General features: G+C 61.6%; 18 protein-coding genes, 2 tRNA genes and 1 pseudogene. 8 read left to right on the top strand and 13 right to left on the bottom strand.

Annotated elements, in window-relative coordinates:
• Positions 1-50: 50 nt before the first annotated feature.
• Complete coding sequence (locus FFS18_RS01565; RefSeq protein WP_137869476.1) at positions 51-929, top strand: LysR substrate-binding domain-containing protein; 879 nt, start codon at positions 51-53, stop codon at positions 927-929.
• Positions 930-964: 35 nt separating this feature from the next.
• Here the strand turns inward: FFS18_RS01565 and FFS18_RS17330 are convergent, their stop codons facing one another.
• Together FFS18_RS17330 and FFS18_RS01560 are read right to left on the bottom strand one after the other, a co-directional pair.
• Positions 965-1,132, bottom strand: coding sequence for a hypothetical protein (locus FFS18_RS17330; RefSeq protein ID WP_171005184.1), 168 nt, complete (start codon positions 1,130-1,132; stop codon positions 965-967).
• A 111-nt stretch (positions 1,133-1,243) separates the two neighbouring features.
• Positions 1,244-1,318: transfer RNA gene (locus FFS18_RS01560), tRNA-Thr, on the bottom strand.
• Positions 1,319-1,435: 117 nt separating this feature from the next.
• Here FFS18_RS01560 and FFS18_RS17800 point away from each other — a divergent pair.
• The gene (locus tag FFS18_RS17800; RefSeq protein WP_283214393.1) at positions 1,436-1,564 is read left to right on the top strand and encodes a hypothetical protein; all 129 of its coding nucleotides are present in this window, start codon (positions 1,436-1,438) and stop codon (positions 1,562-1,564) included.
• Here the strand turns inward: FFS18_RS17800 and FFS18_RS01555 are convergent.
• Positions 1,554-1,868: a DUF1905 domain-containing protein gene (locus FFS18_RS01555; RefSeq protein ID WP_137869475.1), complete on the bottom strand. Its 315-nt coding sequence runs from the start codon at positions 1,866-1,868 to the stop codon at positions 1,554-1,556. The two genes, FFS18_RS17800 and FFS18_RS01555, sit on opposite strands and share 11 nt — an antisense overlap.
• Before the next feature lie 102 nt (positions 1,869-1,970).
• A complete protein-coding gene (locus FFS18_RS01550; RefSeq protein ID WP_137869474.1) occupies positions 1,971-2,972 on the bottom strand; it encodes a peptidylprolyl isomerase in 1,002 nt (333 codons plus the stop codon).
• Between the two features lie 73 nt (positions 2,973-3,045).
• Here FFS18_RS01550 and FFS18_RS01545 point away from each other — a divergent pair.
• A tRNA-Ser gene (locus FFS18_RS01545) sits at positions 3,046-3,136 on the top strand.
• A gap of 111 nt (positions 3,137-3,247) precedes the next feature.
• Here FFS18_RS01545 and FFS18_RS01540 read toward each other — a convergent pair.
• A complete protein-coding gene (locus FFS18_RS01540) occupies positions 3,248-4,909 on the bottom strand; it encodes a recombinase family protein (RefSeq protein WP_137869473.1) in 1,662 nt (553 codons plus the stop codon).
• Entirely contained in the window at positions 4,906-5,391 is a 486-nt protein-coding gene (locus FFS18_RS01535) for a DUF2924 domain-containing protein (RefSeq protein ID WP_137869472.1), read from the bottom strand. Before FFS18_RS01535 ends, FFS18_RS01540 begins: the two co-directional genes overlap by 4 nt.
• Here FFS18_RS01535 and FFS18_RS01530 point away from each other — a divergent pair.
• A protein-coding gene (locus tag FFS18_RS01530; protein ID WP_137869471.1) for an IS3 family transposase occupies positions 5,338-6,488 on the top strand; the annotation gives its coding sequence in 2 pieces (ribosomal slippage) (positions 5,338-5,590 and positions 5,590-6,488; 1,152 coding nt in all). The two genes, FFS18_RS01535 and FFS18_RS01530, sit on opposite strands and share 54 nt — an antisense overlap.
• On the opposite strand, the gene FFS18_RS01525 is transcribed toward FFS18_RS01530, so the two are convergent.
• On the bottom strand, positions 6,450-6,845 hold the full coding sequence (locus tag FFS18_RS01525; RefSeq protein WP_212743006.1) for a DUF6602 domain-containing protein: 396 nt from the start codon (positions 6,843-6,845) through the stop codon (positions 6,450-6,452). The two genes, FFS18_RS01530 and FFS18_RS01525, sit on opposite strands and share 39 nt — an antisense overlap.
• Positions 6,842-7,603 (bottom strand): nucleotidyltransferase family protein, encoded by a 762-nt coding sequence (locus tag FFS18_RS01520; RefSeq protein WP_137869470.1) that lies wholly within the window; start codon positions 7,601-7,603, stop codon positions 6,842-6,844. The genes FFS18_RS01525 and FFS18_RS01520 overlap by 4 nt, the downstream gene beginning before the upstream one ends.
• A gap of 317 nt (positions 7,604-7,920) precedes the next feature.
• On the opposite strand from FFS18_RS01520, the gene FFS18_RS01515 reads away from it, so the two are divergent.
• From FFS18_RS01515 to FFS18_RS01505, 3 genes and pseudogenes are all read left to right on the top strand, one after another.
• Positions 7,921-8,559 carry a hypothetical protein gene (locus FFS18_RS01515; RefSeq protein WP_137869469.1) on the top strand — a complete coding sequence of 213 codons (639 nt, stop codon included), beginning with the start codon at positions 7,921-7,923 and terminating at the stop codon, positions 8,557-8,559.
• Positions 8,560-8,760: 201 nt separating this feature from the next.
• A pseudogene (locus FFS18_RS01510) lies at positions 8,761-8,958 on the top strand (pseudouridine synthase); the annotation flags it as partial.
• A 210-nt stretch (positions 8,959-9,168) separates the two neighbouring features.
• Positions 9,169-11,817: a TonB-dependent receptor gene (locus FFS18_RS01505; protein WP_171005182.1), complete on the top strand. Its 2,649-nt coding sequence runs from the start codon at positions 9,169-9,171 to the stop codon at positions 11,815-11,817.
• A 111-nt stretch (positions 11,818-11,928) separates the two neighbouring features.
• Here the strand turns inward: FFS18_RS01505 and FFS18_RS01500 are convergent, their stop codons facing one another.
• Entirely contained in the window at positions 11,929-14,916 is a 2,988-nt protein-coding gene (locus FFS18_RS01500; RefSeq protein WP_120216837.1) for a TonB-dependent receptor, read from the bottom strand.
• Between the two features lie 437 nt (positions 14,917-15,353).
• Between FFS18_RS01500 and folE the strand changes: the two genes are divergently transcribed.
• Complete coding sequence (gene folE / locus FFS18_RS01495; protein ID WP_120216835.1) at positions 15,354-15,956, top strand: GTP cyclohydrolase I FolE; 603 nt, start codon at positions 15,354-15,356, stop codon at positions 15,954-15,956.
• A 614-nt stretch (positions 15,957-16,570) separates the two neighbouring features.
• On the opposite strand, the gene rplI is transcribed toward folE, so the two are convergent.
• The 4 genes from rplI to FFS18_RS01475 all read right to left on the bottom strand — a co-directional run bounded on the left by rplI (position 16,571) and on the right by FFS18_RS01475 (position 19,361).
• Complete coding sequence (gene rplI, locus FFS18_RS01490) at positions 16,571-17,200, bottom strand: 50S ribosomal protein L9 (RefSeq protein ID WP_120216833.1); 630 nt, start codon at positions 17,198-17,200, stop codon at positions 16,571-16,573.
• A gap of 14 nt (positions 17,201-17,214) precedes the next feature.
• Positions 17,215-17,439, bottom strand: a complete 225-nt coding sequence (rpsR, locus tag FFS18_RS01485) for a 30S ribosomal protein S18 (protein ID WP_088440322.1) — start codon at positions 17,437-17,439, stop codon at positions 17,215-17,217.
• A gap of 11 nt (positions 17,440-17,450) precedes the next feature.
• On the bottom strand, positions 17,451-17,819 hold the full coding sequence (gene rpsF, locus FFS18_RS01480) for a 30S ribosomal protein S6 (RefSeq protein ID WP_137869468.1): 369 nt from the start codon (positions 17,817-17,819) through the stop codon (positions 17,451-17,453).
• A gap of 156 nt (positions 17,820-17,975) precedes the next feature.
• On the bottom strand, positions 17,976-19,361 hold the full coding sequence (locus tag FFS18_RS01475; protein ID WP_137869467.1) for a Mur ligase family protein: 1,386 nt from the start codon (positions 19,359-19,361) through the stop codon (positions 17,976-17,978).
• Between the last annotated feature and the right edge of the window lie 67 nt (positions 19,362-19,428).

The raw sequence follows: 19,428 nt of genomic DNA, 5'->3' as shown, positions 1-19,428 counted from the left end.
CACAAAATTGTGGCAAGTCGTGCAGGGTCATGTCATCATCGGTGCCGAATATGCCCCGCCTTCCTCCCCTCAGCAGCATGGAAGCCTTTCTCGAGGTCGCCCGCTATGGCACGGTGAAGGCTGCCGCAATCGAACTGGGGCTGTCGATGCCCGCGCTGTCGCGGCGCATCCAGACGCTCGAACACGCCGTCGGGCGGCCGCTGTTCAACCGCCACCATCATGGACTCAGCCTGACCGAAGCGGGGCGCGCGTTGCAAGGCCAGCTGGCCCCGATCCTCGACGAATTGCGCACGGTGATCGGCCAGGTCGGCAGCCCCGACGCGTCGCTGCGCCTGCATCTCAACGTGCTGCCGCTGTTTGCGCAACAGCGGCTTTTCCCGCGCCTGCCAGAACTGCGCCGTGAACATCCCGAACTGCACATCGACATCGATACGATGTCGCACGCCGAGGCACGGCTGGGCGACGGCATCGATGCCGCGATTGCACTCGCACGTTCGATTGACCCGGCGCTCTATGCGGCCAGACTTGATCAGGACAAGGTGTTTCCAATCGCCGCGCGGACGCTGACCGACGGCGACCGGCCATTTGTGGTTCCGGAGCAATTGCAACGCATGACCGTCCTCCTCCACCGCGAAATGCCTGAGACGTTCAGCGAGTGGAAAAAGGCGATCGGCATGCCATATCTCGAACCGGCGGGTATCGACTATTTCGATTCGGGACCGCTTATGCTCGAAGCTGCCGCGCAAGGCATCGGCGTCGCCTTCATGCACGGCCACCATTTCGACGACGCGCACGACCCGCGCTTGGTACGTCTGTTCGATTTCGACGTCGACAGTCCTTACAGCTATTGGTTCGTGTGCCGCCCGCGCGCACTGCGGCAGCCTGCGGTAAAGCTATTTCACGACTGGCTGCTGGCGGCGAAGATTTAGCGCCGTTGGCAGTTCAACGGCTGCCTCCGACCAAGCTATTCCGGCGTATTGTTGGCCTCAAGGCGATTGCGGCTCTTTTGATCTTCGCGCTCGCGCTGACGAAGATATTTGCGATCGGGGTGATTATGCCGAATATAAGCGATACCGGCGGCCGCAGCCGCCAGCATCAGGGCGATCAGGCCGTAAGCGACCCATAATCTCATCTCGATGTCATTGACTCCGTCGGTGGCAAATCTCACCCCGACCCACACTACGGCGCCCGCGCCCGAAGGTTCCCCAGTCGTGTGTCGCACGACGCCCGACGGTAAGAGAAATGGTGCTGCTGGGGAGGATTGAACTCCCGACCTCGTCATTACCAATGACGCGCTCTACCACTGAGCTACAGCAGCAACCGGAACGCCCGCAAACGCCTGTTCGCTGGGCAGGCGCGGCCTATGGCGGGGCGCCTGTCACCTGTCAAGGTGCGAGACTTGACGATCGGCTAATTTCGCGGGCATGGCGCCCTGGTGAGCAAGCCGCCCTCCCCCGCCGACATCGAGCGCGAACGCCGCCTGGCCGAAGCGCTGCGCGACAATCTGCGCAAGCGCAAGGCGCAGGCGCGCGATGCCAGGGTCGAAACCCCACCTAAAGACTGACCGTCACCGTCACCTCGTCACCCTCGACCAGCCCCTCGGCCTTACGCACCGCGGCCTTGACCGGCAGCAGCCAGCCGCCGCTTTCCTTGTGCGGGAACACCGATGTCTGCCAGCTTGTCTCGCCGATCGTCGCATCCACCCGCGCCGACCCGAACCCCTTGCGCCCGTTCAGCCACTGTCCGCTGATTGCCGCAATCCGGACGCCGTCCGCCGCATCGCCCGCGATGGTGACGAAGAACCACGCAGCAGGGGCGGTCGCTGACTGCCAGCGCCAGAGCGGGGTGGTGACGGTGAAGCTATCCACTTCGCGCTCAATGCGTTCGTGTCGAGCGAAGTCGCGACACCCGACCTGAGCCCACCGCCTCCCAGCATCTCGACTTCGCTCGATGCAAGCAGCTTAAAGCCGTCATTTCGTGACGGGCCGCACCGGCACCGGAATATTGCAGATGTCGGCGCCGCCAGCAGGCTTAATGAAAAACGGATCGCGGCGATTGGCGCGCGCGTCGGCGTAGCGCGCGAAGCTGTCGCTTTCGGTCGACAAATATTCGAAGCGCGGCTGATCGGCGACGGGCAATTCGCTGGCAATGCGGATCGACGCGATCGGCACGCGCTCTGCCTCGGTTTCATAAAATCCCAGCGCGCCGGTACCGCGCGGTAAGCTCGAGAAATGCTCGATACCGCTGACCACGCGTCCGACGAGAGCAATATTCTGATCGAGATGGCGCGGGGCGTGGCCGATGACCGTATAAAGCTCGGCGCCGCTGCCTGTGTCCGGCGACAAGCTCCGACCGACGCCGACCATCCCGTAGCAATGGACCGGCCAACCCGACTGGTCCTGACGGTCAATGGCGACCGGCCAGCCCCGAAAAGCAATGGTTTCTTCAGCGAAAGGGTCGCGCGGGATTGCCCGCTTGATCGCTGGAATTTTCTTGTCTGCTGGTTGGCGGAAGGCGGCGAGCAGTTCGGCTTCGTCGGACTTCATTTTCGCGCGCAGTGCGGCCTGCAAATCTTCGCTGAGCGGCGTCACATACTCGCTCTCCGCCACCGTCGCCAAGCCTTCCGGCAGCGCTTTCTTCTCGGTCGCATCGCCCCATTGCACGACATAATTGTCCTGCACCCGGTTGATGCTCGTCCCGTCCCACCAATGCGCGGCGGCGAGCTTGCGAATATTGCCGATCCACCCCTGGCTGAACGGCGCGGGCATCAGCTGGATAACGACGCGGCGCGCTTTGCCTTTGGCGTCGGGTGCCAAGTCCATCACCAACAGGTCGGACGGCGCGATCGCGATCCAGTCGCTGTCGGGCGCCGCCGCCGCTATCTCTCCCGGCGACGGGATCGGCACAGGCTCCTGCGCGGCAACCGGAAGGGCGAGCGAAGCGGCAGCGGCGGCCAGAAGCAGATGTTTCATGCCGCCTGTCTGCCATGCTCAACCGACTTGCGAAAGCCCCGCCCAGCGATTAGGGCGCGCGTTCCAAGCATGCGGAGCGGTGGCCGAGTGGTCGAAGGCGCTCGCCTGGAAAGTGAGTATGGGTCAAAAGCCCATCGAGGGTTCGAATCCCTCCCGCTCCGCCATAAATGCCTGAATTAAATTGATAATTACCGGTAACGTTCGGTGCATGGCGAATGATATGGTCGCCGGTTTCCTCACGGTGCAGTGATAGAGCCACGACAGACGCGTAAAATCTACTCCAATCCGAGAAACTTTTGCTGCTCAGACCAGGATAATGGCAATGCGTGGTGCCTCAGCAAGCTCAAATTGGAGCCTGCGGGCAACGTTCCATCGAGAATTTTCTCAACTATCGCCGGCGCCAGAAAGTTCAAGCGCACCATCCGCGATATCCAAGATTCATTAACGCCCTCTCGGAGAGCGATATCAGATACACGAGCTTCCCCGCGCTTCAGCTCATTCCACCACAAGCGTGCTTGCACGAAATGTTTAGCGATATCTTGGCGCGGGCGCTGACGAACAACAGACCGCCCATTCTTCTGCACTAGCCTGAACGCGCTTCCAGTGCGGGTCAGGCGCGCTGCCGATCGCAGAGTCAGAGTTTCCGCGGTCTTCACGTCAGGCAACCCCATGGCGTGACAAAGCGAAGATACTGCGATCTCCGCTTCTAACGTCGAAAGGCCCACCGTAACTTTGCGTACTAGCGACCTGACGCTGAAGTAGTCCATTCGTTGGATCGCGGCGACATAAAGATCCACTCGCGCGTCCATCGATGCAAGACTGGCCGACGATAGTTCGACCCCAGCCTCTATCAGCATCGTCAGCGGATCGCTGAGCGCTTCACAGATCAGGTGGACAACCGCAGCGTCGAGTTCGCGACTTGGGATACGAATCGCGCTCCCGATCGGCCTTTCGACATTTTCGGTTGCTTCCTCGGCAACATAATACCGATAGCGCTTTCGGCCCTTACAAGCGTGGTTCGATTTAAATCGCCGTCCATCACTGGTTTGGGCAAGGCCGGCTAAGAGAGCCCCGAAAGCCCGATTCCCTTTTGCATGGTAACCTTGACGATTTTTGTCGAGAAGGTTCCGCACTTCATTCCACAGTTCATCAGAAACGATGGGATCGTGCTGACCGTCATACACTTTGTCATGATGTACGATTTTGCCAGCATAGACGGGATTTGAAAGAATTCGATAGAGCTGGCCCCGGGTAAATTTCCCTCCGCCTGAAGCCCGGCCTGAAATCGCCAAACGTTTCGGCAGGCGAATTTCATCTCGATCCAGTTCATATAGGAGAATTCGAACGTTGCCGGAATCCAGGTAACGCCGAAAAATATCGCGGACTAGCTCGGCGTGGACATCCACGATCTTGAGACTACGCCCGTTGGGAGCATAACCCAACGGGGGATTGCCGCCCATCCACATCCCCTTGGCTTTTGAAGCAGCAATCTTATCGCGAATCCGCTCCGCCGTGATCTCGCGCTCGAACTGTGCGAAAGATAGCAGCATGTTTAGCGTCAGGCGGCCCATGCTGGAGGTCGTATTGAACGCTTGGGTAACGGAGACGAAACTCGTGCTAGCACTCTCGAACACCTCCACCAATTTTGCAAAGTCTAAAAGCGATCGTGTGAGCCGATCGATTTTGTGAACTACAATAATGTCGATCTTTTTTGCTTTTACGTCTGCCAGCAAGGCCTCCAAGCCGGGTCGTTGAAGTGTGCCGCCCGAATATCCGCCGTCATCGTACGTCCGGGAGATGAGAGACCAGCCTTCGGTAGACTGGCTTTTGACGTAGGCCCCGCAGGCTTCGCGCTGGGCATCCAGAGAATTGAATTCTTGGTCCAATCCCTCATCTGTCGATTTGCGGGTGTATATGGCGCACCGAAGTCGCTTCATGCCGATCGCACGGTTTCAACCAATCCGAAGAATGCCGGGCCAGACCAGCGGGTTCCCGTGATCGCGCGTGCGACCTCACTCAGCGAGTGCCACTTCCGAGCCTTCCAGTTCAAATTCCCACCCTCGTCGATTGTTACTACGTGCAGTGCTCCTTTCCATTCGCGCACCAAACGCATTCCCGGTTGAACTGGGACGCTCATCCTTCCTTGGGAAGCAAGCGTTTCGAGGCGGCGTATCGAGGCAGACGACAAACCGCCCGCCTCTCGAGCTTGCAAGTCGAAGGCTATCGCTAGTCTCAATATGGGGGCGCTGACCCGAGGAGTCGGCGTACCAATTAAACAAGTCCAGGCTTGCCTTAGCTCTGCTGACGTGCTCCCCTGAAATGTGACCGATTTTGAGTAGAGTCCGACACGAAGGAGTCGGACAGAATGAAGCGAAGCAGGTTCAGCGAAGAGCAGATCATCGCGATATTGAAGGAGCATGAGGCGGGGATGCCGACGGCGGATGTATGCCGCCGTCATGGGATCAGCTCGGCGACCTTCTACAAGTATAAGGCCAAGTTCGGGGGTCTGGACGTGTCGGAGGCGCGGCGGCTTCGGGCGCTTGAGGACGAGAATGCGAAGCTGAAGAAGCTTCTGGCCGAGGCGATGCTCGACAATGCGGTGCTGAAGGATCTGACATCAAAAAAATGGTGACGCCCGGCGCCAAGCGGGAAGCCGTCGCATATGCTCGTGACCATCACGGGCTGAGCGAGCGTCGGGCGTGCAGCCTGGTCGGCGTGAGCCGCCGGGTGATCAGATATGAGCCAACGAGGCCGGATGACGGTGCTCTGCGGCAACGCCTGCGCGAGCTGGCGGCCGAGCGCCGCCGGTTCGGCTATCGTCGTCTGGGGTATCTTCTGGCGCGGGAGGGCATGCGCCCTAACCACAAGAAGCTGCTGCGTATCTATCGCGAAGAGGGACTGCGAGTCCGCCGCCGTGGTGGCCGCAAGCGGGCCTTGGGCACGCGGGCGCCGATGGCACTGCCGCAGGGTCCGAACCAGCGGTGGTCGCTCGACTTCGTGTCGGACAGCCTGGTGTGCGGTCGACGGTTCCGCATCCTGTGCATCGTCGATGACTTTACGCGGGAATGTCTGGCGCTGGTGGCCGATACGTCGCTGTCGGGCATCCGCGTTGCCCGGGAACTGACGACGCTGATCGGCCTGCGGGGGAAGCCTCACATGGTCGTCAGCGACAACGGCACCGAACTGACCTCGTCGGCGATCCTGCGCTGGTCGCAGGAGCGTCAGGTCGAATGGCATTATATCGCGCCGGGGAAGCCGATGCAGAACGGCTTCGTTGAAAGCTTCAACGGACGCCTGCGTGACGAATGCCTCAACGAGACCCTGTTCACGTCGCTGGCGCATGCCCGCTTCGTGCTCATGGCTTGGCGATACGATTATAATCACGTCAGGCCGCACTCGAAACTGGGCGGGCAAACACCCGCCGAGATCGCCGGCCAATGGTCCTGGGGGCATGCCCCCAGGACCATTGCCATCCCATCAATCAACCATCATGAAGGAGCCGGACTCTACCTCTGACTGGTAACAATCAGGGGAGCACGTCACCGTCAATTCCTGCTTGGCTTCGAACACAGCATAGACGCTCTCAGCCGGGACGACGTCGGTGCCTTTGAAGCTGAACACGAACGGCGAATATTGGCGGTCGTGAATGATGACGTCGATCTGCTGGCTAAAGGCGCCCCTGCTATCGACGACGAAGCCCTTCCGGCTTTCGTAACGGTGCGGCAGATAGTGATTAAGCACATCGTTCCAGACCTGCTCGCTCGCATCTCCCTTTTCCGTTGGGTGCCCGAGTCTCCGGGCGGTCGCGAGTTCGCGTTCGATCTTGTCGTGGAAATCGGCGAAGAGGGCGGCGAGAGACCAGTCTGACGTCATTGAAACACTGTCTCCCAGGAGCTGTTCAGCGCCGAACGCGCGGCCACTGCGAGGGCAGCTTTCGCGTCGGCCGTTAAGGTCGCCGATACGGCATTGTTTGTATTTGAGGGATCGATGAGCCTGCGTGTCGCGATCGACTGATCGATGGCGCGAAAGGCGGTGACGACGTTGTCCTGCACAGCGCCGACGCGCGCGCCCTTCAAGGCATCGATCACGAAGAGTTCGAGGTAGAAGGACGGCCAGTCCAGCCCGAAGCGATTGCGCCAGATCTTGATCAAGCGGATCTCGTTGATCCGGCCCGACCCGGAGACGACGCGAATATGTTCGTTGATGTTCGTCTGGAGCCAACTGCTGGTCTTGTGGCTCCAAAGGCTATGATAGTTTCCGTACTGATCCTGCCGGCGCCCTGGGGTCACGTCGACCTTCCAACCGCCAACTGAGATGCCGATCGAGACATTTTGACGCCGCGCGACATAGCCCGCTTGTGTTAAGGCGTTGAAGAGGGTGTCGTAAATCGACTGGAGCGTGTCGCTGAGCGTCGAAGTCAGGGAAATGAAAATGTCGATGTCAGTGCCGCCCTGCACCGCCGTGCCTTTGGCAAAGGAACCACTCGGTTGAATATCGAGGATATACTGGGTGCCCCACCGGCGGAGTACCGGGTCAATTGTAGCTTGGACGCCGCGCACAGGCGAATAGAGACCCGTGTCCGAGGTGTGCCGCGCCAGCACCATCCGAATATGTTCATCAATCCCCACCATCGCCACAGAGTATAAGACTGAAACTCGCTTGTCGCGTCGATTACCATCCGACGCGACGAGTGACATCGCCTAGTGGAGAGCGTCCTAGCGGTGGCTCATGTTAGAAGGAGACGTTCGAGGTGGCCGATCTGAACGACCGGCGTTGGGTCGGCTGCCGACGCCGCTTGAGCGGCAGCTATCCTCGAAACCCGGCTCCAAACCGGACGGTCGACTACCGGCCAGTCGTGCGGAGAGCGTTCGATCGTTCCCAGAGCGTTGGAAACCCCAGATTGTTGGCTTTTTGGCGCGGTATCGGTCTAGGAGTAAAGGGGAGATCAATGGGCGTTCATGTCATCAAGCGCGGCTCGGACGAGCAGACGTTCGCATTCTGCAAACGTTGGCTGACCGCGGCCGACAGTCTTCGCGCGCATCTCCACGACGAAGGTGAAGGGTTTGATCCGTTCCGCTACAACGAGACGGCCACGGTCGGCTTTCTCGTCGCGGCAGCTGGCCGCGCTCGGATGCTGGCGCTTCCAGAATTTACCGAGGACTGTAAAAATCTGCCGGAAGGCCGAGTACGCGCGGGGCGCTGCGACCTCTGGCTGGCGAGCGAGGACTGGAAGATCAACTGGTTGCTGGAGTTCAAGCAACGCTGGTATGGGCCCGGCTCGCGTCGCGGCTTAGTGACCTCGCTCAACGACGCGATCAAATGCGCCGTTGACCGAGACAAGCGTGAGGCGAACGTACGCTGGGCCGTCACCGTCTATTGTCCCGTGGATAAATGGTACGAGCAGAGCGAGAACGAGCGAGGCGGATGGACGTCGGCCAAAGCCCTTGAGGATCTCGCCGCTCATGTCGATCTGGCGTTCTGCCTCGATGGCATTATGGGGCCGGCCTATCTATTGCTGAAGAAGCTTCCTGGCGGGGCAAGGTCAGTCGCGCGACATCAGTTGCGCAGCGATATTCTGGATAAGTGAACAGCGGAACGCGTCGTCAGACTGGGTTTGTTGGCGTTGCGAGCGGAAAAATGCTCGCGTTCCTCCATTGTGGTCGCGAAGCGGACAGTCAGTCGCGGGCCATTCGCAGCGGCACAGGCAATGCAGGAATGAGTCATCTCGTCGGAATTTGAGTCAGCTTCCGCGGAACGCGACACTGGAATCAAGCCGCCCGAACTTTGACCGGGCGATCCGCCGGTGCGTTTTCGCAAGAGCGTCGCCGACAGCTGGCTGGAGATCGTCATCACCGAGGGACGCAATCGTCAGGTGCGGCGGATGACCGCGGCGGTGGGTTACCCGACGCTACGGCTTGTGCGGTTGCGCATCGGCGGATGGATGCTGGGCGATCGGGTGCCCGGCGCATGGCGCGCGGTGGGCTAGCGCATTTGCAGGGCTTTCGGGGCTCGCGCGCGACGCTTATGTTGCAGTGCAAACTGTTGCTTTTCGGACACAAATGCGAAGAAAAACGGAATTACCTGATGCCGCCGCGTTGACGCGGCGCGCGCGGCAACTACAGCGGCCTGTTCCGGTGGGGCATCTCCCTCTTTGGCCGCAGGGCCGCGCTTGCACCGGTTTGGAGAGAGAGACATCATGACTTTGCGCAACATTTTGCTGGGCGCCACGATGCTGTGCGCCAGCGCCACCCCCGCCATCGCTTTTGCCCAAGACGCCGCCCCCGCCGACGACAGCGCGGTCGCGGTCGACGATACCGATTATGGCAATGATATCATCGTGACCGCGTCGAAGCGGTCGCAGACCCTGCAGGACACGCCGGTCGCCGTTTCGGTGACGTCGGCGGCGCAGCTGGAGGAATCGCAGATCCGCGACCTCATCGACCTGCAGACCGCGGTCCCCAGCCTCCGCGTGTCGCAGCTCCAGTCGAGCGCCAATACCAACTTCATCATTCGCGGTTTCGGCAACGGTGCCAACAATGCCGGTATCGAACCGTCGGTCGGCGTGTTCATCGACGGCGTGTATCGGTCGCGCTCGGCCGCCCAGATCGGCGACCTTCCGAACGTCGAACGCATCGAAGTGCTGCGCGGGCCGCAGTCGACCCTGTTCGGTAAAAACGCATCGGCGGGCGTCATCAGCATCGTCACGCAAAAGCCGCAGTATGAATTCGGCGGTTCGGCCGAAGTGACCTATGGCAATTTCGACGCGATCACCGTCAAGGGCGACGTGACCGGGCCGATCAGCGAGACGGTCGCCTTCTCGATCGGCGGCAGCTACAATCGCCGCGACGGCTATGCGCAGGATCTGAAGCTTGGCACCGACGTCAACGACCGCAACCGTTGGGGCGTGCGCGGCCAGCTCCTGTTCGAACCGACCGACGCGCTGTCGATCCGCCTGATCGGCGATTATGACAAGATCGACGAAAATTGCTGCATCGCCGGCAACGTCATCGCTGGTCCGACCGTTGCCATCACCAACGCCCTGGCGGGCGGCCCCAGCGTCGATGCGAACAACCCCTTCTCGTATAATGTGTACAACAACTTCCTGTCGTCGAACGAGATCGAAAACTACGGCGGTTCGGGTCAGATCGACTATGACCTCGGCAACCTCGCGCTGACCTCGATCACCGCGTACCGCAAGGTCAAGGCGCTGACCAACCAGGATTCGGATTTCACCGGCGCCGACCTGATCGGTGAAAACAGCCAGGACCTGGGGATCAACACCTTCACCCAGGAACTGCGCGTCACGTCGGATTTTGACGGCCCGATCAACTTCCTGCTCGGCGGCTATTATTTCAACGAGAAGATCCGGCAGAAGAACGACATCCGCTTCGGCACCCAGTTCCGCCCCTATGGCGACCAGCTGATCCGCGCCGCGAGCGGCAATGCGCTCAACGTCGCGCTGCTCGAAGGCACGTTCGGCGCGCTCGAGGGCGCCCCGACCCGCTATCTCGGCACCTTCTTCCGCGCCGGCGACGGGCTCGACGAAGCCTATCGGATGAAGGACGAAGCGTTCTCGATCTTTGGCACGCTCGATTTTGAAGTGACCGACCGGCTGACGCTGTCGTTCGGCGGCAACTACACCAAGGACCGCAAGAATTTCTCGACCAATGTGATCAGCACCGACACCTTCTCGGGGCTCAATCTAGACGCGCCGCAATATGCGCCGTTCCGCAACCAGCTGCTGTTCCAGGGCGGCCTGGCGCAGACGATCGGCGGCCCGAGCGTGCTCAACCTCGGTCGTTCGGCAACCGCGGCTGAAATCGGCGCGTTTGCAGCGGCGAACCCGGCGGCTTTCGCGGGGATTTCGGGACAGGTACAGGCTTTTGCCAACGCCAATCAGAACAACCCGGCGGCGAACCCGCTTAATGGGCTGAAGGCATTCCAGTTCCTGCCGCCGTTCCTGAACGTCCCCAATTCGGTCGAGGATGGGAAGACCAGCGACGGCGATTTTTCATACAGCGTTCGCGCCGCCTATGAGGTGACCGACACCGTCAACGTCTATGCGACCTATGCGACCGGCTTCAAGGCGAGCTCGGTCAACCTGTCGCGCGACAGCCGTCCGCTCGCGTCGGACCTGGCGGCGATCACCGCTGCGGGCCTGCGCACCCCGAACCTGGCGACGGGCTCGCGCTTTGCGGCGCCCGAAGAATCGACGGTCTATGAATTCGGGATCAAGGGCCAGTGGGACGTCGCGGCGGTCAACGTCGCGGTGTTCAAGCAGTCGATCAAGGGCTTCCAGTCGAACGTGTTCACCGGCACCGGCTTCGCGCTGGCCAACGCCGGCAAGCAGTCGACTTTTGGCATCGAGTTCGACGGGTCGGTGCGGCCGGTCGAGGGGCTGAACCTGACGCTGGCGGCGACCTATCTCGACGCCAAGTACGACAGCTTCGTCAATTCGGCGTTCGGCGACATCTCGGGCACGACCCCCGCGGGCATCCCGGCGCTGTCGATGTCGATGGGCGCCACCTATACGCATGAATTTGCGGGCGGGACGAAGGCGATCGCGCACGTCGACTACAGCTATGAAAGCCCGGTCCAGATCGTCGAAGGCCTGAGCGGTTTCCCGGCAGGCGTGGTCGAAAGCCTGCAGCGCGAGGTGAACTCGCTCAACGCGTCGTTCACGGTTCGCCTGACCAATGGCCTGGACGTTGGCGTGTGGGGTCGCAACCTGACCAACGCGCAGTACCTCACGACCATCTTCCCGGCCGTGGCGCAGGCGGGCAGCGTGTCGGGCTATCCCAGCCAGCCGCGCACCTATGGCGGCACCGTTCGCTTCAAATTCTGATCGCGGCGGGCTGGAGCGCTCGAACGCTTCGGCCCTCCGGTCGCGGATAAAAGAAACCCCGACCTCTCGATGGAGAGGCCGGGGTTTTTTGTCGGCGTTGCCGCCGGTCGCTTAGAACTTCACGCCCGCCGCGATGCCGTAGCGGCGCGGTTCGAGGGTGAAGATGTTGGTGTAGTTACCCGACGACTGGTCGGTGATGTACAGCCCGGTGACGCTGGCCGAGTCGAAGACGTTCTGGATGAAGCCTTTGACATACCATTTCTCGTCGGGGCCGTTGAGCTGCAGCTGGGCATTGACCTGGGCATAGCCCTTGATCCGGTTCACATTGCCGTTGAAGATGCTGCCGTAGCTTTCGCCGGTGTAGGCGAGGTCGAGGCGGGGAACGAGCGTCATGTCGCCGCCGCCCAGCCGCGCGGTATATTGCACGCCGGCGCTGAACTTGTAGTTCGGTGCCTGCGGCAGCTGGTTGCCCTTGATGTTGACGGGAACCCCGGCGGAGAAATATTCGATCCCGCCGAAAGCGGTCGGATTGAGCCCCGCTCCGGCAAAGGCGCCGGCGGCCGCTGCTTCCATGACGCCGCAGATGCTGAACGCGCCGGTCGACGCGATGCCGCCGTCGGCAGGGAAGGCGGTGGTCGGTTGCAGGCCGGCCCCGCCCTGGACACCGGGAACGAAGCCGCCGTTGATGACCTGCTGCACCCCGTTCACAAAGGCATTGACCCCGGCGACGTTGCCCGACCGCGACGCCACGGCGCAGTTCGCGGCATTGGTGATGTCCTTGATGATCACCGCGTCAGAGCGGCCACCGCCAAAGTCGCGCGGATTGCTGGTGAACTTGTCGTCGCTGACCTTGCTGTGCAGGTAGCTGAAGCCCAGGTTGATCACCAGGTCCGGGTCGGGCCGCACGATCGCTTCGGCTTCGAACCCGTAAATGTTGGCGCTGACATTGTCGTTGACCGCGGTGCGGGCGACGATCTTGCTCAGCTGAAGATCCTTATATTTGTAATAGAAGGCAGTCAGGTTCAGCTGGAGCGCGCCGTTGCCGAAGCTGTTCTTCGACCCGATTTCGAACGCGTCGACCTGTTCGGGGGCGAAGCTTTCGGGAACCGCAAAGATCGGCTGCAGCGGCGGGTTGATCCCGCCCGATTTATATCCGCGCGAATAGGACGCATAGATCAGATTGTCGTCGGTGACCTTGAAGTCGAGGACGGCGCGTCCGGTCAGCTTGTTGAACTTGACTTGGCGTGACTGGATGATCTGATTGCCCGGCGTGCCCGGATCGGCATCGAACGACCCGACGAACGGCGATCCGAACACGGTGTCGCTGGTTCCGCCATGCGGGGCCAGGAAGCTGGCGAGCGTCGAGCGCGCCGTGACCGCCTTTTTGTCATTGTTGTAACGCAGGCCTGCCGTCAGTTTCAGCCGGTCGCTGAACTCGAAATAGGCTTCACCGAACAGGCCGTAGGACGTGATCTTGAGGTCGTCGGTGTTGTTGCGGAAAAAGGGCGTCGCCAGGAACGACGGCGGCAACGGACCGCCCGCAGCGGGCGGATTGGTCGCCGCGGTGAATGCACCCAACACCCCGGTCAGATAATCGATGGGGAAGGCGTTCACATAATAGCTGTTCTCGGTCAGATGATAATCGGCATAGATGCCGCCGACCAGGAAGTTGAACGGTCCGTCGAAATCGCTGGTCAAAATGCCTTCGACCGACCAGCTGCTGTTATTCTGGTTCGACCGGTCGAATTGCAGCGACTGATCGCTACAGATTTTTTTGCCGCCATAGGAGCCATATCCGGTCTCCTCTGCGAGCGAGGTGCAGAGCTGGCCGGTGGGACCGTTGGGAATGATCGCCGCGGCGACCGGCGCAAAATAGGGGGTGAACGCGGCACCCAGCGCGCCGCCTGCCGCCGCCTGCAAGGTCGCGAGGCCGCCCGCGTAAAGCGCGCGGTTGCCGACATTGCTGTTATAATCCTGCGAAGCGTCCAGTTTGACCTTTTGATACTGGCCCGACACCTGCAGCGACACCGGCCCGAAATTATGTTCGATCTGGCCCTGAACGGTCAGTTCGCTGGTGAAATAGCTGGGGGTGTAAGCGGTGTTCACCACCCGCGGATCGGCGGGAACCGTGGTGTTGGCATAGACATCGGGGCCATAAAGGCTGCCTAGCGCGAATGCAGTGGGGATCCCCCGGATGGCGAGGAATTCACGCGATGTCAGCGCCGCAGTGAAGGTGGCGTTGCCGTTGAACGGTGCGTTGTCGCGGCGGGTGTTGAGACAGCCCAAAATGCCGGTCGGATCGCGCTGGCAAAGCTGTTTCTGGATACGGGTGCGTTGGTCCCTTTCGTGGAAATAGGACGCCAGAATATCGATCGTCGTGTCGTCGCTCGGTTCCCAGCGCAGCGAGCCGCGGACCGAGTAGAGATCGCGATCGTCGATACGGGTGTTGAGGAAGGCGTTGCGGGTATAGCCGTCGCGGTTCAGGTAGATGCCCGCAACGCGGAAAGCCATATTGTCCCCGAGCGGGATGTTGACCATCCCCTTGCCCTTGATCGAGTTATAATTGCCATATTCGCCCTCGGCGGCGGCTTCGAACGTCCCGAGCTTGGGCTTGGCCGTGATCACGTTAACCACGCCCGACGTTGCGTTGCGGCCGAACAGCGTACCCTGCGGCCCGCGCAGGACTTCGACGCGCTCCAGGTCGTAGAATTCGGTTTCGAACAGGCGGGTCGAAAACAGCGGGTCGCCGTTCAGATGGATCGCCGTCGCGCTGTCGCAGGTGGTGCCGACGCAAAGGTCACCGATGCCGCGGATCGTAAAGCTGGCGCCGGTAAAGTTGGTTTTTGTAAAGGTCACATTGGGCAGGGTCAGCTGCAAATCCGACGGCGTCTTGATCTGCTGTGCTTCCAGGGCTTCGGACGAAAAGGCGCTGACCGCGATCGGCACGTCCTGGAGCCGTTCGGACTGACGCTGTGCCGTGACGACAATTTCGCCGCCGAACGCGTCGCGTTCGACTTCTTCCGCCGGATCCTGCGCCCACGCGGGTGTCGCCACCGCCATCGCAAGAATCGACGTTCCGATCAGTGCCTTGAACTTCATTTACAGCCTCCCTTTTTCGAACCCGCGCACTGCGGGGCCGCCCAAATTCAAATTGTGGTAAGGGGAGGGGATAAGACCAGACATGGCAAAGGGTGTCCGACCGAAACGGCCGGATGCCCGGGTGTGTCCCACTTGCCAGCTGTGCTGGTCATCGTCCTCTCCCACCGGCGTCGGGGAAAAACGCCGGCCTCTCCGGATCACGACCCGCTTGAGCGGGTTCTGTAATGCAACCCAAAGGTGCGCTTAGTTGACGCGAGCGTCAAGCCACTTGTTCGATCTGGAAAGCGACATGAAATGGGGCAGTTGCAAAGATGCAAAATCCCAAGTTTCCGCAACGTAAACTTGCGCACGCCGCAATATTGTTGTCGTTCGACCCTTGTTTATCTAGGCGTGGGCACCGAAATGTGCGGCAAGAATGCAACAGTGAAAGTGGGGCGATGAGCGACAGCAAGGTTGAAGTGGGAGCGGACGGCAAGGTGGTCGTTCCCGACCATGTCGCGGACGCGGTGCGGACGCTGATCGAATGGGCCGGTGACGATCCGGCGCGCGAAGGCCTGCTCGATACGCCCAAGCGCGTGGCGCGCGCGTGGAAGGAATATTGCAGCGGCTATGCCGACGATCCGGCGATCCACCTGGCGCGCACCTTTGAAGAGGTGGGGGGCTATGACGAGCTCGTGCTGCTGAAGGATATTCCGTTCCAGTCGCATTGCGAACATCATATGGCGCCGATCACCGGCAAGGCGTCGATCGCCTATATGCCGCGCGACCGCGTCGTCGGCATTTCCAAGCTGGCGCGCGTGCTCAACGGCTATGCCCGGCGGTTGCAAGTACAGGAACGGCTGACCGCCGAGGTCGCGCGCTGCATCTGGGACAATCTGCACCCGCACGGTGTTGCGGTGGTGATCGATGCGCAGCATGGCTGCATGACCGGGCGTGGCGTGCGTACCCCCGGGGTGGGGATGGTGACGAGCCGGTTGCTAGGCTGTTTCCTCGATGATCAGCGCAGCCGCAAGGAAGTGCTGAGTTTGATGGGGTATTGAGGGGGGCGTTTGCGACCGGAAGTTGACATAGCCGATCCTCCCCCACCGGGGGAGGGGGACCACCCGAAGGGTGGTGGAGGGGCACAGGCGGTTTACGCGGCGCTGGGCGAGAAGAGCCAAGCTTTCCGGGTCCGTACCAGTGGAGCACGACTTCGGCGGCAAGGCAAACCGATGGTGCCCCTCCACCAGCTTCGCTGGTCCCCCTCCCCGTTCCGGGGAGGATCGCTACGCCCGCTTCCCACCCCAAAGCCGCCACCCGCCGCCAAAAACGCTTTCCTACAATCTTCGGCTGTGCCAGCCTTCATCTCAGCTCTTTCCATATGTCGGCAAAAAAGCGGTCACCGCCCGGATTCCTGACGCGGCCCCGATCCGACCGCCCTATGTCCATCGAGCATGACAATCCGGGCGCCGCAATGGGCTGAACTTTCCTGAACTTTGGGATGATGGCGCGGGGTACGCGCCGCGCGGATCGCGGCCCCGGCCCACGATAACCGGGGACCGAAATGTCCGCTTCCTGCCCATGGGCTGACATTGAACCCAATGGAAAGCCAAAGAAAAAGGCTCCGGAACGCCAGGTTCCGGAGCCTTTCCTGTCTCGCGCGAGAGCGAAGGGCTTAAGCCTCTTCGTCCTCGGTCGCAGCCGGAGCTTCCTCGGCAGCGCGTTCCGACGGCGGCGTCGCGTCGTCGAATTCGTCTTCGCTGTCGGGTTCCAGCGCCGAAGCGACGGCTTCGGCCTGTTCTTCTTCGAACATCGCGGCGATGACGTCGATGCCCTGCTTCTGCATTTCGGCTTCGTCGGGCGAACGCGCGACGTTGACGCCGACGGTCACGGCGACCTCGGGGTGCAGCTTGACCTTGACGTCGACCAGGCCGAGCGCCTTGATCGGGCGTTCCAGTTCGACCATCGACTTGGTCACGCCGGTGACGCCGTCTTCGGCGAGGGCGTCGACGATGTCGCGGACCGAAACCGAGCCATAGAGCTGGCCGGTGTTCGACGCCTGGCGGATCAGGACGATCTGCTTGCCGTCGATGTCCTTGGCGCGGACTTCGGCTTCACCGCGACGTTCGGCGTTGTCGGCCTCGATCTTGGTGCGGTTCGCTTCGAACAGCTTGCGGTTCGCGTCGTTCGCGCGCAGCGCCTTGTTGTTGGGCAACAGATAGTTGCGGGCAAAGCCGTTCTTGACGGTGACGACATCGCCGATGCCGCCGAGTTTCTCGATGCGTTCGAGCAGAATGATTTCCATCAGACCAGCCCTCCTTACTTCACAATGTAGGGCAGCAGGCCGATGTGGCGCGAGCGCTTGATCGCTTTCGCCAGCTCACGCTGCTTCTTGGCGGACACCGCGGTAATCCGCGACGGGACGATCTTGCCGCGCTCCGACAGGTAACCCTGGAGCAGGCGGACGTCCTTGTAATCGATGACCGGTGCGTCCTTCGCAGTGAAGGGGCAGGTCTTGCGGCGACGGAAAAAGGGTCGTGCCATGGTCTTTATCCTTATTCTTCGCCGTCGCGGTCACGGCCGCCACGGCCGCCCCGACGTTCCTGCTTGCGCATCATGACCGACGGGCCTTTTTCGAGTTCGTCGACCTTGATCGTCATCCAGCGGATGATGTCTTCGCTGATCGCGGCCTGACGCTCGATCTCGGCGATCGCTTCGCCCGAAACTTCGGCCGACAGCATCACATAATGACCCTTGCGGTTCTTCTGGATCTTGTAGGCGAGCTGCTTCAGGCCCCAGGTCTCGGTCTTGTGGACCGTGCCCTTATATTCGCCAATGACGTTGGTGACGGTTTCCGCCAGCGCGTCGACCTGAGCCTGGCTCAGGTCCTGACGCGCGATAAAAACATGCTCGTAAAACGGCATGGTGCGCTTCCTTCGATTTGGCCGATCGCTGACCTGCGCCAATCGCAGGCCCCTCCGGCTGTCGTCTTGCCCTGCGAAATCACTGCAAAGCAAATGGGGCGACGGCAAAGCGCCTCGCCCCAATGGAGCGCGCCTATACAGATTCGCGCGATGAAATCAAGCGTTGCCGAGCTTTTCCAGCAAGTCGCGCCCGAAGTCGGTCAGCGTGTCGTCGCGCGCGCCGAGGATCAGGATGCGGTCCCCCGGCTTCGCTTCATCGAGCATCGCTGCGCCGCAATTGGCGCGGGTGGTCAGATGCACCGCATCGCCGCCGCCCGCGACGATGTCGGCGACCAGCGCTTCGCTGCCGATGCTGCGGTCGACGGTGCCGCCGAAATAGACGGGGTCGCACACGAACATCCCATCACCGTCGCGCATGCCCCCCGCGAAACTCGCCGCGAGTTCTTTGCCCATCTGGCGCAGCGGGCCATAGCCGTGCGGCTGAAAAAAGATCAGCGCGCGGCCGGGGAGCTCGGCAACGGCGGTGAGCGTCGCCGCCACCTTGTCCGGGTTATGCGCGAAATCGTCGATGACCGTGACGCCGCCGGCCTGACCCAGAACCTCGTAGCGGCGCGCGAGGCCAGTGAAATCGGCCAGCGCCGCGGCTGCGTCGGCGACCGATATGTTGATCGCGCGCGCCGCCGCGATCGCCGCGAGCGCATTCATGGCGTTGTGCCGTCCAGGCATGCGCAGCCGCACGTCGTGGGTGGTCGCGAGAAAATGAACCTTGAAGCGGCAGCCGTCGGGCAGCGGCTCGAAATCGCTGCCGCGCAGCGCGGCGCCGTCACCAAAGCCGAAGCGCAGATTATTGTCGGCGTTGAACAGCGGCGCCGATTCGGGATCGTCGGCGTTGATCACCGCGATCCGCGCCTTGGCGACGAAATCGCCGAACAGCGCATGGAGTTCGTCGAGGCTCTTGTGGTCGAGGCTGATGTTGGTGACCACCGCGACATCCGGGCGATAAAGCGCGATCGACCCGTCGCTTTCGTCGACTTCGCTGACGTACAGCGTGTCGTCGCCGACCAGTGCGCTGGCAAAGGGTTGGTCGGCCTTCACGAAATTGCGCATCACCGCGCCGTTCATCACCGTCGGCTTTTTCCCGGCGCGTTCGAGGATCCAGCCGATCATCCCGGTCACGGTCGATTTACCGCTGGTCCCGCCGACGCCGATCGCCTTGCCTGCGCCATTGAACAGGGCCGCGTTAAGGTCGGCGCGGGTCATGCGCGCGAGGCCGAGCCTGTTTGCGGCGGCGATGTCGGGAACGCTGTCCTCGACCGCTGCCGAGGCGACAAGCGTCTGGCCCGCGGCGACGCCGCTGCCGTCCTGCGCGAAGAGCGCGATGCCCTGACCCTCGATCCACGCGAATTTGTCGGCGCTGCGCCCCTGGTCACGGCTGCGGTCCGAGCCCGACACGCTGGCGCCGCGCGCGGCGACAATCATCGCGAGCGGCAACATGCCCGACCCGCCGATACCGCAGAAGAAATAGGATTTGTTTTCCGACATGGCGCGGCGTTATGGGCTTGTCGAAGGGTTTGCAACCGGCACTGACCCCAATTTCCGTTCGTGTCGA

Source organism: Sphingopyxis sp. 2PD (assembly GCF_005503695.1).
Taxonomy (GTDB): Bacteria; Pseudomonadota; Alphaproteobacteria; order Sphingomonadales; family Sphingomonadaceae; genus Sphingopyxis.
The sequence above is the reverse complement of the archived record's forward strand: the minus strand, read 5'-3'. Positions and strand labels throughout refer to the sequence as shown.

Coding starts and splice junctions, on each gene's coding strand:
- rpsR (WP_088440322.1), bottom strand. CDS start 17,439: ATGGCACGACCCTTTTTCCGTCGCCGCAAGACCTGCCCCTTCACTGCG.
- FFS18_RS01505 (WP_171005182.1), top strand. CDS start 9,169: ATGACTTTGCGCAACATTTTGCTGGGCGCCACGATGCTGTGCGCCAGC.
- FFS18_RS01525 (WP_212743006.1), bottom strand. CDS start 6,845: ATGACGTCAGACTGGTCTCTCGCCGCCCTCTTCGCCGATTTCCACGAC.
- rpsF (WP_137869468.1), bottom strand. CDS start 17,819: ATGCCGTTTTACGAGCATGTTTTTATCGCGCGTCAGGACCTGAGCCAG.
- FFS18_RS01540 (WP_137869473.1), bottom strand. CDS start 4,909: ATGAAGCGACTTCGGTGCGCCATATACACCCGCAAATCGACAGATGAG.
- FFS18_RS01500 (WP_120216837.1), bottom strand. CDS start 14,916: ATGAAGTTCAAGGCACTGATCGGAACGTCGATTCTTGCGATGGCGGTG.
- folE (WP_120216835.1), top strand. CDS start 15,354: ATGAGCGACAGCAAGGTTGAAGTGGGAGCGGACGGCAAGGTGGTCGTT.
- FFS18_RS01550 (WP_137869474.1), bottom strand. CDS start 2,972: ATGAAACATCTGCTTCTGGCCGCCGCTGCCGCTTCGCTCGCCCTTCCG.
- FFS18_RS01515 (WP_137869469.1), top strand. CDS start 7,921: ATGGGCGTTCATGTCATCAAGCGCGGCTCGGACGAGCAGACGTTCGCA.
- FFS18_RS01520 (WP_137869470.1), bottom strand. CDS start 7,603: ATGGTGGGGATTGATGAACATATTCGGATGGTGCTGGCGCGGCACACC.
- FFS18_RS17330 (WP_171005184.1), bottom strand. CDS start 1,132: ATGAGATTATGGGTCGCTTACGGCCTGATCGCCCTGATGCTGGCGGCT.
- FFS18_RS01535 (WP_137869472.1), bottom strand. CDS start 5,391: ATGCTCCTTCAATATCGCGATGATCTGCTCTTCGCTGAACCTGCTTCG.
- FFS18_RS01475 (WP_137869467.1), bottom strand. CDS start 19,361: ATGTCGGAAAACAAATCCTATTTCTTCTGCGGTATCGGCGGGTCGGGC.
- rplI (WP_120216833.1), bottom strand. CDS start 17,200: ATGGAAATCATTCTGCTCGAACGCATCGAGAAACTCGGCGGCATCGGC.
- FFS18_RS01565 (WP_137869476.1), top strand. CDS start 51: ATGCCCCGCCTTCCTCCCCTCAGCAGCATGGAAGCCTTTCTCGAGGTC.